This window comes from Arthrobacter sp. ASL1 (genome assembly GCF_056680475.1).
Genome location: NZ_CM155284.1, coordinates 321,116 through 337,227 on the forward strand (window position 1 = coordinate 321,116; position 16,112 = coordinate 337,227).

A 16,112-nucleotide genomic window follows, 5' to 3' on the forward strand; every position below is an offset into this window, starting at 1 on the left:
TGATCTGCGCCACCAGCACACTGGATGCCACCGCCGACGCGCCTGACTATGCTGATGCCATGAGCGCATACCCACCCGGGGATCCGTGGAGGCACGGCACGGATCCTTCCGCGCCGCTCACCCCGGCCTGGCCCCGCGACGAGCCGGCAGCCGATGTCTGGTTGGCTGCCCGCCTGGCCAAGGCGCGGCCACCGCGCCGCTACAGCCCGGGCCTGGTCGTGGTGGCGGTGCTCAGCGTGGTGCTGCTGCTCGGTGTCGCGATCTGGCTGGGCACCGTGCTGGGCACCGAAACGCTGTTCGTCGTCGGGCTGTTGGCATTGTTCCCGCTGGCGGTGTGCCTGGTCGCGCTGCGGTGGGTGGACCGCTGGGATCCGGAGCCGCGACTGGCGTTGTGGTGCGCGTTCGCCTGGGGGGCCGGTGCCTCCATCGCCGGAAGCCTGATCTTCGGCGAGGCCTTCGGCAAGGCTTTCGCGGCGTTGGCCGCGGCGACCGGCCCGGACCTGTTCAGCGCCGTCGTCCAGGCCCCCATCGTCGAGGAGACGATGAAGGGCATCGGGGTGCTGTTGATCTTCTGCGTGGCGCGCTCCCACTTCGACGGCCCGGTGGACGGCATCGTCTACGGCGGCACGATTGCCGCGGGGTTCGCATTCACGGAGAACATCCTGTATTTTTCCGACGCCTACTCCGAGGCGGGGACGGCGATGGTCCAGGTGTTCGTCCTGCGCGGCATGTTCTCTCCCTTCGCCCACGTGATGTTCACCGCCTGGACCGGCTTCGCCCTCGGGCTGGCCGCCCAACGCGGCGCACGGCGCTACTGGCCGGTCTACTTCCTGCTGGGCCTGCTGCCGGCCATGATCGGGCACTTCCTCTGGAACGGCGGCATGGGGCTGATCTTCCAGGACTTCTGGACGTTCTACCTGCTGTTGCAGGTCCCGCTGTTCACCTGTGCGGTCATCGCCGTGCTGCTGCTGCGGCGGGCCGAACGCCGGCTGATCACCCGACGGCTCGGCGACTACGCCGAGGTCGGATGGTTCAGCCCGGAGGAGGTCGCCATGTTCGCCACCCGCAACGGACGCCGGCAGGCGGCCGGATGGGCGGCCGCCACCGGGAGGCGGCCGGCGATGCGCGGGTTCACCCGGACGGCGATGCGCCTGGCGGCCACCCGCAACCGGATCATCTCCGGTACCCGGCGCGAGGCCGCACTGCGCGACGAGGCCAGGCTGCTGGCCCTGATCCTGCGGTACCGCACCGCCCTGACCGGCAGCCCGGAGACCCCAGGCGTGGTCTGAACAAAGCCGGAACGCACGAACGGGGCCTCCCCCGCGTGGGGAGGCCCCGTCGTCGTGCTCGGTGGTTCCCGGCAGCGCCGGGTGTGGCCTCAGGCCAGCAGCGTCGGCTTGAGCTGCTGGATGCGGCCGAGCAGGCCGTTGATGAATTCCGGGGAGTCATCGGTGGAGAAGACCTCGGCCGTCGCGACGGCCTCGGATACGGCGACCGCATCGGGGACGTCGTCGTTGTACAGCAGTTCCCACGTGCCCAGGCGCAGGATGGTCCGGTCCACGGACGGCATCCGGTCCAGCGTCCATCCCTTGGCGTAGGTGCTCAGGATCTCGTCGATCCGCTCACCGTGGGCCATGACCCCCTCGATCAGCGTCAACGTGTACTCGTTGACGGTGATGTCGGTGGTCTCACGGCGCAACCTCATCGCCTCCAGGGGCGAGACGTCACGCTGTTCGGCCTCGAACAGGACGTCCAGCGCCCGTCGCCGGGCCTTGGTGCGGGCACTCACTAGTTGACACGCCCCAGGTAATCTCCGGTGCGGGTGTCGACCTTGACCTTGGTGCCCTGCTCCAGGAACAGCGGGACCTGGATCTCGAAGCCGGTCTCCACCGTGGCCGGCTTGGTGCCGGCGGAGGAGCGGTCGCCCTGCAGGCCCGGCTCGGTGTACGTGATCTCCAGGGTCACCGACGCGGGCAGCTCCACGTAGAGCACCGCCCCCTCGTGCATGGCAATGGTGACCATCTCGGATTCGAGCATGAAGTTCGACGCGTCGCCGACGACCTTGCCCTCGACCGTGAGCTGGTCGAAGTCGGAGGTGTTCATGAACACATAGTCCGCGCCGTCCTGGTACAGGTACTGGTAGTCGCGGCGGTCCACGGTGGCGGTCTCGATCTTGAGGCCGGCGTTGAAGGTCTTGTCCACGGTCTTGCCGGAGAGGACGTTGCGCATCTTGGTGCGGACGAAGGCGCCGCCCTTGCCGGGCTTGACGTGCTGGAACTCGGTGATGGTCCACAGCTGGCCGTCGATCTTCAGGACCGTGCCGTTCTTGATGTCGTTGGTCGTAGCCACGGGTACTCTCTCTGTTCAGTCCCGGTCCGGGCCCGTCACCGTGGTATCCAGCGGTGCGGCGGTCCAGGTCGCAATTGTCAAAAAACCATAGCCATTCTAACGCACGGCCGCGGCCCGGGCCTGCGCGGCCTCAAGGGACCGGCGCGAGATCTCGATGCGGAAGGCCTCGTCATCGGCCGCCGTGCGCAATTCCAGGGCGAGGCGGAACCTGGTCACCGCGGCGTGGTAGTCGCCGACGGTGAAGTAGAGGACTCCGAGTTGCTGTTGCAGGACCGCCTCGTGGCCGGTGTCCTTGAACTCGTCGATGAGGCTGCGCAGCCGCTTGATGGCACGTTCCGGGTCGCCGCTGGCGCGCACGACGTCGGCATCGACGACACGCATCGGGAAGTTCTGCGGATCGAGCAACCGGGTCTCGGTGACCAGCTCCGCCGCGGCGGAGACGTCGCCGCGCGCCACCTCGATCATGACCTGCTCGACGGGGTTCGCCGTGGCGAACGCCCCGCGTGCCGCGTCGTCGTCGACGACCTGCGCCAACAGGGTGTCCGGGTCGATGGACAGCCCCGGGATGCCGGTGGGGATCCAGTCGGTGGGGGTGCTCATTCGGCGATCTCCTGGTAGGCGGCGAAGAGCAGCGAGGTGTCCGGGACCTCCAGCATGCCCGGCTTGGCCAGGTCGTCCAGGACGACGAAGCGCAGCAGGTCCCCGCGCGCCTTCTTGTCGCGGCGCATCCCGTCCAGCAGGGCGGACCAGCGGTCCCTGCGGTAGGTCACCGGCAGGCCCAGGGAGGCGAGGATGCCACGGTGGCGGTCCGCCAGCGGGTCGCTGATCCGCCCCATGGAACGGGCCAGCTCGGCGGCGAACACCAGGCCGATGGACACCGCGGCACCGTGGCGCATCTGGTACCGCTCGGCCAGTTCGATCGAGTGGGCCAGGGTGTGGCCGTAGTTCAGGAATTCCCGTTGGCCGGACTCGCGCAGGTCCGCGGAGACGATCCCGGCCTTCACGGCGATGGAGCGTTCGATGATCTCGCGCAGTTCCGGCGTGCCGGCGGTGGAGGCGGTTTGCGGGTCGGCCTCGATGATCTCCAGGATGCGCGGGTCGGCGATGAAACCGCATTTGACGGACTCGGCCAACCCGGTGACCAGCTCGTTCGGGGGCAGGGTCGCCAAGGCGTCGAGGTCCACGAGCACACCGGCCGGCGGGTGGAAGGCGCCGACGAGGTTCTTGCCCTCGGCGGTGTTGATGCCCGTCTTGCCCCCGACCGCGGCGTCGACCATGCCCAGCAGGCTGGTGGGCACGTGGATGACCTTGACGCCGCGCAGCCAGGTGGCGGCGACGAAGCCGGCCAGGTCGGTCACCGCGCCGCCGCCGACGGCGACGATGGCGTCCGAACGGGTGAAGTCGTTCTGGCCCAGCACCTTCCAGCAGAAGGAGGCCACCTCGATGTGCTTGCCCTCCTCGGCGTCGGGGATCTCGGCGGTCATCGCGGTGAAACCGGCGGATTCGAGGTCGGATTTCACGGTGTCCCCGGTACTGCGCAGGGCCCGCGGGTGGATGATCAGGACCTTGCGGACGCGTTCGCCGAGCAGGGCCGGCAACTCCCCCAGCAGGCCCCCGCCGACGACGACGTCGTAGTTCTGCTCGGGGGCCGAACCCGTGATGGAGATACGGGTCGAAGCGCTGCTCATGTGGTGATGCCTCCAGTGGTTGATGCACGACGCCGGTAGGCGCCGAGGATGTTCTCTGCCAGTTCCGCCACGGTGCCGGTGCGGGCGTCGACGGTGACGGTGGCGCAATCGCGGTAGTGGGCCTCGCGGGCCGTGAAGATCTGGACCCAGCGGTCCAGCGGGTTGCCCTGCAGGAGCGGCCGGCCCGGGGTGCCGGCGATACGTGTCCGAACGGTTTCCAGATCGGTTTCCAGGTAGACGGTGTATCCGGCGCGGAGCAGTTCGCGGTTCCCCTCGCGCAGCACCGCACCTCCCCCGGTGGCGATCACTGCCGGTTCCGGGCGGGCGGCCGCGGCCTGCAAGGCTGCGGTTTCCAGGGCGCGGAACGCCGGTTCGCCGCCCGCGGCGAAGATGTCGGCAATGCTTCCGTGGGTGGCCGTGACCTCGGCATCGGTGTCGATGAACGCGACGCCGAGCCGGGCCGCCAGTTGGCGCCCCACGACGGATTTACCGGTGGCCATGGGCCCGATCAGGAAGATGTCTGCGGACATCAGGGGCGGCCCGTACCCAGTTCCGCGGGGATGGCGGCCAGGTAGGCCTCCAGGTTCCGTCGGGTCTCCTCCAGGGAGTCCCCACCGAATTTCTCCGTCACGGCCTCGGCGAGGACCAGGGCGACCATCGCCTCGGCCACCACGCCTGCCGCCGGGACCGCACAGACGTCGGAGCGCTGGTGGTGGGCGGTGGTCTGCTCGCCGGTGGCGACGTCGACGGTGCGCAGGGCCCGTGGAACGGTGGCAATCGGCTTCATCGCGGCACGCACGCGCAACGGGTCCCCGATGCTCATGCCGCCCTCGATGCCACCGGCCCGGTTCGATGCGCGGCGGATCGTGCCGTCGTCGCCGCGGACGATCTCGTCGTGGGCGGCGGAACCCCGGCGGGCGGCGGTGAGGAAACCGTCCCCGACCTCCACGCCCTTGATGGCCTGGATGCCCATGAGTGCGGCGGCCAGCCGGCCGTCGAGGCGGCGGTCCCAGTGCACGTAGGAACCGAGGCCCGAGGGCAGGTTGTACGCGATGACCTCCACGATGCCTCCGAGCGTCTCCCCGTCCTTGTGGGCCGCGTCGACCTCGGACACCATGGCGTCGGAGGTGTCGCGGTCGAAGCAGCGCAGCGGGTCGGCGTCCAGGGCGACGACATCGGAGGGAATCGGCAGCGCGGCGCCCTCGGGAACAGAGACCGAACCCACGGCAACCGTGTGGCTGATCAGTTCGATGCCCAGACCCGCGAGGAATCGTGCCGCAGCCGTGCCCAAGGCGACGCGGGCGGCGGTCTCGCGTGCGCTGGCCCGTTCCAGCACGGGGCGGGCGTCGTCGAAGCCGTACTTCTGCATGCCCGTGAAGTCAGCATGACCGGGCCGCGGACGGGTCAGTGGCGCGTTACGGGCCAGGGACTCAAGTTCGGCGGGATCGACCGGGTCCGGGTTCATGACCTTTTCCCATTTGGGCCATTCGGTATTGGCGACCTCGATGGCCACCGGGCCGCCCTGGGTCAGGCCGTGGCGGACGCCGCCGACGAACGTGACCTGGTCCTTCTCGAACTTCATGCGGGCGCCGCGGCCGTATCCCAGCCGACGCCGGGCCAGCGCATCCTGGACATCTGAGGTGGTCAGGGGCACGCCCGCAGGCAGACCCTCCAGGATTCCTACGAGTGCGGGGCCATGTGATTCTCCCGCCGTCAACCAACGCAACATGAAGTCCATACTGCCATGCCCGGGGGTCAACGGATCGGGTGCGGGAGCCCTACTGCGTCACACATCACATTTGTGACTTGGTGCCAATCGGCCCCGGAGATGCCAGTGAACAGGCGCACCTGCTCCACTGCCTGGTGCAGCAACATGGACAGCCCACCCACCACCGAACCACCGGCAGCGGACCACGCCGAGCCGAGGTCGCTGGGCCACGGGTCATAGGCCACGTCCAGCAGCGGGGTGCCAGTCCGCAACGATTCAAGGCCCAGCTGCCGGGCCAGCCCGTCGGCGGCGTGTGGTGGCAGCGTGGAGACGACGGCGTCGTACCCGTGGAGGCGCTCCGCGACGTCCGCGGCACCGATGGCGTCGGCGGTGCAGCCGAATCCGGTGGCCAGCTCGATGACACCGGACGCGCGATCGGGGTTGCGGACGACGTAGTCCAGGTGGCCGGCTCCGAGTGCCTGGAGGGCTGCGGTGGCCGCGCTGGCCGTGCCCCCGGCGCCGAGCACGGCTACCCGCTCCACCCGGGTGGCTCCGGCGTCGGTGAGCGCACGCAGGATCCCCACGACGTCGGTGTTCTCGCCCCGGAGGTGGATGGATCCGGGGGATCCGCTGACCACGACGGTGTTCAGAACACCCAGTTGCTGGACACGGTCGGATATGCCGTCCATATAGGGGACCATGGCCTGCTTCAGGGGCATGGTCACCGAGGCCCCGCGCCAGCCGGGTTCCGTGCGCAGCCTGTCGGCCAGGCGTCCGGCCTCGGAGGCACCGGCGTCGATGGCGCCGTACTCGATGTCGACCCCGAGTTCGGCGTAGGCAGCACGGTGCAGCGCCGGGGATTTGGAGTGGCCGATCGGCTGGCCGAATACCGCGGCGCGACCGGAAGTGATCACTTGCAGATCTTCTCGTTTGCCTGGCACCAGTCGCGGAACTGCTGCTGGTAGACCTTGTGTTGTGCGTAGGTCTTGGCGAACTTTGTCTCGCCCGTCTGCGTATTGACCGTGACCCAGTAGTAGTAGTCGTTCTTCTCCGGGTGAATCGCCGCCTCGATGGCCTTGTCTCCCGGTGAACCGATCGGTGTCGGGGGCAGGCCGGTGTGGGCGTAGGTGTTGTATTTGTTGCTCTTGTCGGCCTTCTCCTCCTGGGTGAATTGCAGTGAGTACTGTCCGAGACCGTAGATGACGCTGGAGTCCACCTGGAGGTATCCCCCCGTCTCGGTGTTGCCCGGCTTCAACCGGTTGTCCAGGGCGCCGGAGACGGTCTTGTAGTCCTTCGGCCTGGCCTCGGCCTGCAGGATGCTCGCGATCTTGAGCATCTTGTACTGCTCCGCGGAATCGGTCACACCCTGGCTGGTGAGTTCCTTGCGGGTCGCGTCGACCATCTTTTGCAGGATGTCCTTCGCGCTCGTGTCCAGCGGGAAGCGGTATTCGCCGGGATGCAGGAAACCCTCGAGGTTGGTGACCGGGGCCTTGAGCCCGAACTCCTCGGGTTTCTTGTTCAACGCCTCCAGGTCGGCCACCGGAATGCCCGTGGCCTTGTTGATCGCATCGAACACGGCGGAGTAGCGCAGGTTCTGCTTGATGGCGACGTAGTTGACCTTCTCGTCTGCCTGGCCAACCAGGATCGTTGCGGCATCCAGCGCGGGCATCTTGTACTTGAGCTCGTACTTGCCGGGGTGGATCGTCTTGTTCTCGGAATCGACCTGCTGGATGGAGTCGATGAATATCTGCTTGTCCGAGACGATCCCCTGATCGGCCAGGTGCCCGCCGATCTGCCCGGGCCCCCATCCGGGTTCCACCGTGAAGGTGACCTGCCCCTCGCCGGGCCCCGGATAGTCCTCCGGGGCCCACATGCCCAGGATGTTCTGCAGGATGAGTACGGTGCCCACCAGGATGACGGCGAACACCCCCACCATGATGCCCATGACGATGTTGCGGCGCCGCCGGCGGAGCTTGCGCACGCCCGGGGTCGTCCGCTGGCCCTTGAGCAGGAATTCCGTGGTGGAGTCAGCATCTTGGGCGTCGCTGGCGGGCGTCTGCGGGCCTGCATCAGCGGCGTCGGATCCCGCACTGCCCGGACCCGTGGCGTTGGCCGCGCCGTCGGACGCGGCCCCTTCCACGGGGTGTGCCTCCAGGACGTCGACCTGGTGGTGGTCGCGGACCGGAAGGTCGGGGGGCGGATCGATGGGCGCGGACGCCTCCGGTGCCGTCTCGTCGCCGGCAGGGGCGGGCGCCGCATGGCGCGAGGGGTGCCCATCGGCCTGCGTGGCGTCGTCGTCTGGGCGTTGGTCCAGTGGGGCCGTACCCCCGGCACGGCGTCGGCCGGACCTCAGGCGGCGGAACGGTGCGTGCCCGTGGGCCGCGTCGGCGCCACCGGCGCTCTCCTGGGGGTCACCAGGCTCTGCGCCGGGACCTCCGGGATGCTTCTCGTTCATCAGATGATGTCCTTCAGTCGAGTTCCGTGCTCGCGGGCAGCGCACCAGGCACCACGGCGTCGCCGACGTCCCGCTGTAGTGATTTTTGCATGTCGAGCGCCTGTTGCAGAATATCGGCCGCGGCGACCTGGTCCACCACCTGCCGGTGTTTGCGCCCCTCCAGCCCGGATTCACGCAGTGCGCGGTGCGCGGAAACCGTGGTGAGACGCTCATCGATGAGGCGCACGGGGACCGCTGCGGACTGGCCGGAGAGCTCCCCGGCCAGCAGGTCAGCGTACTCGCGTGCCATCCGGGTCGAACCCGTTTCCTGTCCCCGCAGGGAGCGGGGCAGACCGACGAAGACCTGCACGGCGGCATGCTCGCGCACCAGGCGTGCCAGGACGCGGACGTCACTGTTCTTCTTCAGGTCCCTCTTCAGGGTCTTCAGCGGCGTGGCCAGGACGCCGTCAGGGTCGCACAGCGCGACCCCGACGCGGGCCATGCCCACGTCGACGCCCAGTTTGACGCCGCGCGGATAGACCGTGACGCCGGCGCCGCTCAGGACCGCTCCGAAATCTGGCGAAGCACGGCAGCCAGGGCGTCCGGTGTCTTGGCCACGTCGGAGCCGCCACCCTGGGCGACATCGTCCTTGCCGCCGCCGCCGCCACCGAGGATCCCGGCAGCGGTGCGTACCAGGGCTCCAGCCTTCACGCCGGCCGCGCGGGCAGCCTCGTTGGTGGCGACCAGGACCAGCGGGCGGTCGTTGGCAATGCCGGTCAAGGCGACGGTCGCCGGTTCGGATCCCATCCGCGACCGCAGGTCCATGGCCAGGGCCCGCAGGTCGTCGGCGGATGCCACCGGGCCCGCGTCGTGCGCCAGGACCTTCACGCCGGCGACGTCGCGCACCTGCGAGAGAAGGGCCCCAGCCTGGGCGCGGCGCTGCTCCGCGCGGAGTTTCTCGATTTCCTTCTCGGCCGTCTTGAGCTTGGCGAGCGTCGAATGGATCCGGTCCGTCAGTTCGCCCGAGGGGACCCGGAAGAGGTCGGTCAATTCGTTGACCAGCGCGCGTTCGGCGGCGCCGTGGCGGAATGCCTCCATGCCCACCAACGCCTCGACACGGCGGTTTCCCGAGCCGACCGACTGTTCGCCGAGCAGGGTCAGGGTGCCGATCTGGGAGGTGTTGGCGACGTGCGTGCCGCCGCAGAGCTCGCGCGACCAGGCGCCGTCGATCTCCACGACGCGCACCGTATTGCCGTACTTTTCGCCGAAGAGGCTCATGGCGCCCAGGTCCTTGGCCTCGGCCAGCGGCATCACGGTGGTCTGCACGCCAAAGTCGTTGCGGATGGCCAGGTTGGCGACCTCCTCGACCTCGGCGCGGGCCGCTGCGGAGAGCGCCTCGGTCCAGCTGAAGTCAAAGCGCAGGTAGCCGGCCTTGTTGAACGAGCCGGACTGCAGGGCCTCCGGGCCGAGGATCTGGTGCAAGGCGGCATGGACCAGGTGGGTGGCCGAGTGAGCCTGCTCCCCCGAGCGCCGACGCTGGGTGTCCACCTCGGCGGTCACCTGGGCGTCAGCGGGCAGCTCGCCCTCTCGCACGACGGCGCGGTGCACCGAGAGCCCCTTGATCGGTGCCTGCACGTCCAGGACCTCGACGACGAACCCGTCACCGGTGATGAGCCCGACGTCGGCCGCCTGCCCGCCGGCCTCGGCGTAGAACGGGGTCTCGTTGAGCACCAGCTCGACTTCCTGGCCCTGTTCGGCGTAGCCGACGCGTTCCCCGTTCCTGACGATGCCGCGGACCGACGAGCCGCTGGTCAGTTCGTCGTAACCGGTGAAGATCGTGTCGCCGGCCCCGTGCAGCTCGGAGAAGACGGTCAGGTCCGCGTGCCCGGCCTTCTTGGACTTGGCGTCCTTCTGGGCACGTTGGCGCTGTTCGGCCATCAGCGAGCGGAAGGATGACTCGTCGACGGCCAGGCCTGCTTCGGAGGCCATTTCGAGGGTCAGGTCGATCGGGAAGCCGTAGGTGTCGTGCAGCGCGAATGCCTCTTCGCCGGAGAGGTTGGTGCCCGCCGCCTTGGAGACGGTGACCGCCTGCTCCAGGCGTGCCGTACCGCTGGCGATGGTGCGCAGGAACGCCCGCTCCTCGGCGTAGGCGATCCGCGAGATGCGGGCGAAGTCGGTGTCGACCTCCGGGTAGACGCCCTTCATCGCGTCCCGGGAGACCGGCAGCAGCTCCGGAAGCACCGGATCCTCGACGCCGAGCAGGCGCATGGCGCGCACGGCACGGCGGATTAGGCGGCGCAGCACGTAGCCGCGGCCTTCATTGGAGGGGGCGACCCCGTCGCTGATCAGCATCAGGGCCGAACGGATGTGGTCACCCACCACGCGCAGGCGCACGTCGTCGGTGTGGTGCGGGTCTGCCGGGTCCTCGGTCGAGGTGTACTCGCGTCCGGCCAGTTCGGCGGCACGGTCCAGGACCGGGCGCACCTGGTCCGTCTCGTACATGTTCTCCACGCCCTGCAGGATCATCGCCAGGCGCTCCAGGCCGAGCCCGGTGTCGATGTTCTTCTGCGGAAGCTCCCCCGCGACGTCGAAGTCGGTCTTGGACCGGACCGCGGAGAGCCGGTACTGCATGAACACGAGGTTCCAGATCTCGATGAAGCGGGTCTCGTCCACCGCGGGGCCGCCCTCGAGGCCGTAGGCCGGCCCGCGGTCGTAGTAGATCTCCGAGCAGGGGCCACCGGGGCCGGGCTGGCCGGTGCTCCAGTAGTTGTCCTCCTTGCCGGTGCCCACGATGCGCTCCTCGGGGATGCCGATCACGTCGCGCCAGACCCGGCGGGCCTCGTCGTCACGCTCGTCGCCGTCCTCGTAGACGGTCACCCACAAGCGCTCGGGATCCAGGCCGAAGCCGCCGTCCTGGACGGAGCCGGTCAGCAGTTCCCAGGCGTAGGCGATGGCCTCGGCCTTGAAGTAGTCGCCAAAGGAGAAGTTCCCGGCCATCTGGAAGAAGGTGCCGTGGCGGACCGTCTTGCCGACCTCCTCGATGTCGGCGGTGCGGATGCACTTCTGGACGCTGACCGCACGGTCGTAGGGCGCTGTTTCGCGGGCCGTGAGGTAGGGGATGAAGGGGACCATCCCGGCCACGGTGAACAGCAATGAGGGATCGCTGGAGACCAGCGAGGCGCTGGGCACCGGGGTGTGGCCCTTGGCGGCGAAGAACTCAATCCACCGGCTGGCGATTTCCTGCGACTTCATGACTGCTGATGATCCCTTCGTGGAATGGGTGGGAGGCGGTGTGCGGTGACTCAGCCGCGGTGGCTGGGACCGCTGGCCGCCGGGTGCTCGAGGCCCAGGGCGGCACGCAGTTCGGTTTCGCGGCCGTGCATGCCGTCACGGAAGGCCTCCGCCGAGAAGGACAGGGCATCTGCGAGCCGGCCGACCGAACGATTCAGGCCGTCACGGCCCAGGTTTTGCTTCATGCTGCCGACCTTGCGGGCGGCGAGGACTCCGACGCCCACGCCGATGCCGACCCAAAAGAGCTTCTTGATCATGCTGGCCTCCTAGCGGCTGCGGCGGCCCGTGCCGCCGGATCGTGCGTTCATGGCGCTGCGCACGCCGTGGGTGAAGGCGGCGACCTTGATCAGCGGCCCGCCCAGGACGGTGGCCGCCAGCGAGGACAGCGCGGTGACATTCGCCGAGGCGTCCGAGACGTTGTTGGTGATCCCGTCGACCTTCTGCAGTTGGGCGTTGGTGGAGGCGACCGTGGTGGTCACTTCCTCCAGCAGCGGGCTGGTGCCGTCGGAGAGCTCGCGGACGGCCAGACGCAGTTCGTCGAAGACCTTTCCGAGCTTCAGCACGGGGACTGCCAGCAAGGCAACGAGGATCGCAAAGACCCCTGCCGCGATGAGGCCGGCGATATCGGACCCGGTCATATGGAACTGCTCCTCCTGCTAGGTGCTCGTCAACAATGACCAACAGTACCGTTTCCGCGTCCCCCCGGCCTGCGGCACACCCCGGTTGCCCCCAAAGTGGCCACCGACGCTACCGCCGTCGTGCCGGGGATCCGCGCAGACGACGGCGGCCCCCAACGCACGGAGCCCGTGACCGGCTGGTCACGGGCTCCGTGTGGTGCGCATACCGCGCCCCGGAATTCAGCTGACGCTGGTTCCTAGCGGGCGTAGTACTCGACGACGAGGTTCTCTTCGCAGGTCACGGGGACCTCGGAGCGCTTCGGGCGGCGCACCAGGCGTGCCTGCAGCGATTCCAGCTTGACGTCCAGGTAGGCCGGGGCGGCCGGGAGGACGTCACGGTGCGCGCCGGCGGCGGCAACCTGGAACGGAACCATGGTCTCGGACCGCTCGTGGACGGCGACCAGCTGGCCTTCGCTCACACGGAACGAGGGACGGTCAACGCGCTGTCCATCGACCACGATGTGGCGGTGGACGACGAGCTGGCGGGCCTGGGCGATGGTGCGGGCGATGCCTGCACGCAGGACCACGGCGTCCAGACGCATTTCGAGGAGCTCCACCAGGTTCTCACCGGTCTGGCCGGAGGTGCGCTTGGCTTCCTCGAAGTAGCGGGCCATCTGCGATTCGCGGATGCCGTACTGGGCGCGCAGACGCTGCTTTTCGCGCAGACGCACCGCGTAGTCGGAATCCTGCTTCTTGCGGGCGCGTCCATGCTGGCCGGGGCCATAGGGACGACGCTCCATGTACTTCTCTGCCTTGGGGGTCAAGGCGAGGCCGAGGGAACGCGACAGGCGGACCTTACGGCGGGCACGTGTGTTGTTAGCCACTGGTGTCCTTCTTCTCTTACGGCGGCTGTGTGTTACTGGCCTCCATGTCGGAGAGTTAAGGGAAGCCGCTCCCTTGGTACTACAACTCGACCTCCACCGCGGCACAAGGTGCCCCCCGAGGGGTGATGCGGATGGGATCGGCTTGCCAGCCAAGGATCAATCCTAGCATCGTGGCGCCCGCCGCCGCGCATTCAGCGGCCGCGGATGATCCGCCGGATCCGGGCCAGGCGCTCCCCGATGCCCCGCTCGTTGCCATTGGCGTTCGGCGTGTAATAGTCCCGCCCGACCAGGTCGTCCGGCGCGTACTGCTGTTCGGCGATCGAATGCGGTGCGTCATGGGAGTAGACGTAGCCCTTGCCGTGGCCGAGCTGGCCCGCCCCCGGGTAATGCGCATCGCGCAGGTGGGTGGGGATGCCGTGGCCCTTGCCGGCGCGCACGTCGGCGATGGCCGCGTTGATCCCGTTGTACGCCGCATTCGATTTCGGCGCGGTGGCCAGATGGACCACGGCCTGGCCCAGGATGATCCGCCCCTCGGGCATGCCGATCAGCTGGACCGCCTGGGCCGCGGCCACGGCGGTCTGCAACGCGGTGGGGTCGGCCATCCCGATGTCCTCCGAGGCGCTGATCATGATCCGCCGGGCGATGAACCGGGGGTCCTCCCCCGCTTCGATCATCTTCGCCAGGTAGTGCAGGGCGGCGTCGACGTCGGAACCGCGGATGGATTTGATGAACGCGCTGATCACGTCGTAGTGCTGGTCCCCCGCCCGGTCGTAGCGCTGGACGGCGGCATCCATGGCCCGTTCGGCATGGGCGGTGCTCACCGTGATCCGCGCCGGAGGGGCCTCCTGCCCCTCCGGCGGGGCATCGCCGTCGTCCTCGGAACCGGAATTCCCGGCGCTTTCGCCCCAGGCGACGCCGGCGGCGGCCTCCAGGGCGGTCAGTGCGCGGCGGGCGTCGCCTCCGGAGAGCCGGACGATGTGATCCAGTGCCTCGGGCTCGAGGGCGACCGTGTCGTCGAGCCCGCGGGGATCGCCGACCGCGCGGACGACGAGGCTGCGGATGTCCTCCTCCTCGAGGGGTTTCAGTGTCAGCAGCAGCGAGCGGGACAGCAACGGGGAGACCACGGAGAAGGACGGGTTCTCGGTGGTCGCCGCGATGAGCACGACCCAGCGGTTTTCCACGCCGGGCAGCAGCGCGTCCTGCTGGGCCTTGGTGAAGCGGTGGATCTCGTCCAGGAACAGGACCGTGGTGATGGAGTTCATGTCGCGGTCGGTCAACGCCTGGTCCATGACCCTGCGGACGTCCTTGACCCCGGCGGTGATGGCGCTGAGTTCGACGAACCGGCGTCCGGGTGCGCGGGCGATCACGTGGGCAATGGTGGTCTTTCCCGTGCCGGGTGGCCCCCAGAGGATGACGCTGGAGGGCCCCGACGGGCCGGGGCCGTCGACCCCGGCGAGTTGGAGCAGCGGGGAGCCGGGTTTGAGCAGGTGCTGCTGCCCAACGAGTTCGGCGACCGTGCGAGGCCGCATGCGCACCGCCAATGGGGGACGCGGACGCGAGGGACCGCGGCCGGGCTCCTCCTCGGCGTCGTCCTGGGGGCTGAGCAAATCGGTCACCCATCCACCCTAGTGCCAGTGCCTGCCGGGGTGTGCGCCGTGGCCCGATACGGTGGACACGACAACGTGCCACGGACAAGGGAGATGGGTGTGAGAGCGGTAGTGCAGCGGGTGGGCCGGGCCTCGGTCGAGGTCGACGGGACGGTCGTTGGCGCCATCGGGGAGCCGGGCCTGTTGGTGCTGCTGGGCGTGACGACCACCGATACGCCGTCGGAGGCCGCCCGGTTGGCGGAGAAGATCTTCAGGCTGCGGATGCTCGAGGACGAGAAGTCGTGCTCCGATACCGGCGCTCCGCTGCTGGTCGTCAGCCAATCCACCCTCTACGGCGACGTGCGCAAGGGCCGGCGGCCCGGCTGGTCCGCCGCAGCGCCACGTGCCGTCTCCGAACCCCTGTACGAGGAGTTCATGGAGCGGCTACGCGGGCTGGGGGCCCGCGTGGAACACGGGGTGTTCGGTGAGCACATGGAGGTGTCGCTGGTGAATTCCGGGCCGTTCACCCTGATCGTCGACACGGCGGATTTGCCCGGCTGAACCGGCGTCCGCCTCTAGGCGTGCGAATTGATGACCAACGCAATGCGCCGCGTGCGGGTCCGGCGGCGGTCCAGCAGGGCCGCCGCGTCAGCTCCCCGGCGTGCGGGCAGGAAACGCAGCACCGACCAGGCCAGGACCACTACCCCGATCACCAGCGGCAACGCCCCCGCCGGGGTGGCTCCGAACCCGACGAATTGGGGGACGCCGAGCAGACCCACCCAGAGCGCTGCGGCGACCAGCCAGGCGGACCGGTTCAGCAGGATCGTCCGCGAGGCCGCGGCCGGGGAGCCGGCGGCCAGACGCGCGGCGACCACCTCGGGATGGGTCTGCGGTTTCCCGGTCGTCTCGGCGGTCCCGGCTGCTTCCCGTTCCCCGAGGAAGTCCTCGACGGTGGACTCCGCCTCGGAACGCCCGAACCCGTAGCGGCCACGCAGCAGGTTCTGCGTGCGGGTGGACCACCGGCGCGGATCCGCCGAGCCGCCGTCGTCCAGGGTCCTCGCAGGCCCGGCGCCCATCAACAGCCCGACCATGAAAACGAGAGCCCCGGAAAGGATCAGGACCCAATTCGGCGGGCCGGGGAAAATGTCAGTGGGAAGGTTGGCGACCACGCCGATGCCCCCGGCCAGCACGACGACGGCCGCGGCGGCCAGTCCCCGTGCCGCCCGCAACCGGCCGCGGGTCCATAGTGACCGGGCCACGTAGGCGAGGGCCAGGCCCCCAGGCACGACGGGGAGCAGGGGGACGGCCGGTCCGTGGAAGGAAGCCGCGGACCACCCGTCGGACAGGCCCATGCGCAGCCCCAGGAAGGCCACCATGATCCCGAGGCCGACGAGCATCAGCTGGACCAGTCCACGCCCGGTGGTCGTCGATTGCTCCTGGTCCAGGACGGTGGTGATCTGCTGCTCGGTGCTCGGCACGGGATTCCTTGGGTTCGGTGGTTCTGACAGCGTGGCGGCATGACGCAAAAGGGGCGCCCGCCGGTGGTGCGGGCGCC

17 protein-coding genes are annotated in these 16,112 nt (G+C 69.0%); 2 read left to right on the plus strand and 15 right to left on the minus strand.

Annotated elements, in window-relative coordinates; genetic code table 11:
- Window positions 1–59 precede the first annotated feature (59 nt).
- Window positions 60–1,289 (plus strand): PrsW family intramembrane metalloprotease, encoded by a 1,230-nt coding sequence (locus tag AC1MEQ_RS01465; protein WP_479793322.1) that lies wholly within the window; start codon window positions 60–62, stop codon window positions 1,287–1,289.
- 89 nt (window positions 1,290–1,378) lie between these two features.
- Here AC1MEQ_RS01465 and nusB read toward each other — a convergent pair whose 3' ends face one another.
- From nusB to AC1MEQ_RS01535, 14 genes are all read right to left on the minus strand, one after another.
- Complete coding sequence (nusB, locus tag AC1MEQ_RS01470; RefSeq protein WP_479793324.1) at window positions 1,379–1,789, minus strand: transcription antitermination factor NusB; 411 nt, start codon at window positions 1,787–1,789, stop codon at window positions 1,379–1,381.
- Window positions 1,789–2,349: an elongation factor P gene (gene efp / locus AC1MEQ_RS01475; RefSeq protein WP_479793325.1), complete on the minus strand. Its 561-nt coding sequence runs from the start codon at window positions 2,347–2,349 to the stop codon at window positions 1,789–1,791. The genes nusB and efp overlap by 1 nt, the downstream gene beginning before the upstream one ends.
- A gap of 96 nt (window positions 2,350–2,445) precedes the next feature.
- Window positions 2,446–2,949: a tetratricopeptide repeat protein gene (locus tag AC1MEQ_RS01480; protein ID WP_479793327.1), complete on the minus strand. Its 504-nt coding sequence runs from the start codon at window positions 2,947–2,949 to the stop codon at window positions 2,446–2,448.
- Window positions 2,946–4,037, minus strand: a complete 1,092-nt coding sequence (gene aroB, locus AC1MEQ_RS01485) for a 3-dehydroquinate synthase (protein WP_479793328.1) — start codon at window positions 4,035–4,037, stop codon at window positions 2,946–2,948. The genes AC1MEQ_RS01480 and aroB overlap by 4 nt, the downstream gene beginning before the upstream one ends.
- Window positions 4,034–4,567 carry a shikimate kinase gene (locus tag AC1MEQ_RS01490; protein WP_479793330.1) on the minus strand — a complete coding sequence of 178 codons (534 nt, stop codon included), beginning with the start codon at window positions 4,565–4,567 and terminating at the stop codon, window positions 4,034–4,036. Before AC1MEQ_RS01490 ends, aroB begins: the two co-directional genes overlap by 4 nt.
- Window positions 4,567–5,766, minus strand: coding sequence for a chorismate synthase (aroC, locus tag AC1MEQ_RS01495; protein ID WP_479793332.1), 1,200 nt, complete (start codon window positions 5,764–5,766; stop codon window positions 4,567–4,569). Before aroC ends, AC1MEQ_RS01490 begins: the two co-directional genes overlap by 1 nt.
- Before the next feature lie 26 nt (window positions 5,767–5,792).
- Entirely contained in the window at window positions 5,793–6,659 is an 867-nt protein-coding gene (locus AC1MEQ_RS01500; RefSeq protein WP_479793333.1) for a shikimate dehydrogenase family protein, read from the minus strand.
- Window positions 6,656–8,200, minus strand: a complete 1,545-nt coding sequence (gene mltG / locus AC1MEQ_RS01505; RefSeq protein WP_479793334.1) for an endolytic transglycosylase MltG — start codon at window positions 8,198–8,200, stop codon at window positions 6,656–6,658. The genes AC1MEQ_RS01500 and mltG overlap by 4 nt, the downstream gene beginning before the upstream one ends.
- 13 nt (window positions 8,201–8,213) lie before the next feature.
- Complete coding sequence (gene ruvX, locus AC1MEQ_RS01510; RefSeq protein WP_479795999.1) at window positions 8,214–8,681, minus strand: Holliday junction resolvase RuvX; 468 nt, start codon at window positions 8,679–8,681, stop codon at window positions 8,214–8,216.
- 56 nt (window positions 8,682–8,737) lie between these two features.
- On the minus strand, window positions 8,738–11,431 hold the full coding sequence (alaS, locus tag AC1MEQ_RS01515; RefSeq protein WP_479793336.1) for an alanine--tRNA ligase: 2,694 nt from the start codon (window positions 11,429–11,431) through the stop codon (window positions 8,738–8,740).
- 50 nt (window positions 11,432–11,481) lie between these two features.
- On the minus strand, window positions 11,482–11,727 hold the full coding sequence (locus AC1MEQ_RS01520) for a hypothetical protein (protein ID WP_479793338.1): 246 nt from the start codon (window positions 11,725–11,727) through the stop codon (window positions 11,482–11,484).
- A 9-nt stretch (window positions 11,728–11,736) separates the two neighbouring features.
- Window positions 11,737–12,108 (minus strand): DUF948 domain-containing protein, encoded by a 372-nt coding sequence (locus AC1MEQ_RS01525; RefSeq protein ID WP_479793340.1) that lies wholly within the window; start codon window positions 12,106–12,108, stop codon window positions 11,737–11,739.
- A 236-nt stretch (window positions 12,109–12,344) separates the two neighbouring features.
- Window positions 12,345–12,971, minus strand: coding sequence for a 30S ribosomal protein S4 (gene rpsD, locus AC1MEQ_RS01530; RefSeq protein WP_479793342.1), 627 nt, complete (start codon window positions 12,969–12,971; stop codon window positions 12,345–12,347).
- A 191-nt stretch (window positions 12,972–13,162) separates the two neighbouring features.
- Entirely contained in the window at window positions 13,163–14,500 is a 1,338-nt protein-coding gene (locus AC1MEQ_RS01535) for a replication-associated recombination protein A (protein WP_479796001.1), read from the minus strand.
- 177 nt (window positions 14,501–14,677) lie between these two features.
- On the opposite strand from AC1MEQ_RS01535, the gene dtd reads away from it, so the two are divergent.
- Window positions 14,678–15,118, plus strand: coding sequence for a D-aminoacyl-tRNA deacylase (gene dtd, locus AC1MEQ_RS01540; RefSeq protein ID WP_479793343.1), 441 nt, complete (start codon window positions 14,678–14,680; stop codon window positions 15,116–15,118).
- 14 nt (window positions 15,119–15,132) lie between these two features.
- Here the strand turns inward: dtd and AC1MEQ_RS01545 are convergent, their stop codons facing one another.
- Complete coding sequence (locus AC1MEQ_RS01545) at window positions 15,133–16,035, minus strand: hypothetical protein (RefSeq protein WP_479793345.1); 903 nt, start codon at window positions 16,033–16,035, stop codon at window positions 15,133–15,135.
- Window positions 16,036–16,112 lie beyond the last annotated feature (77 nt).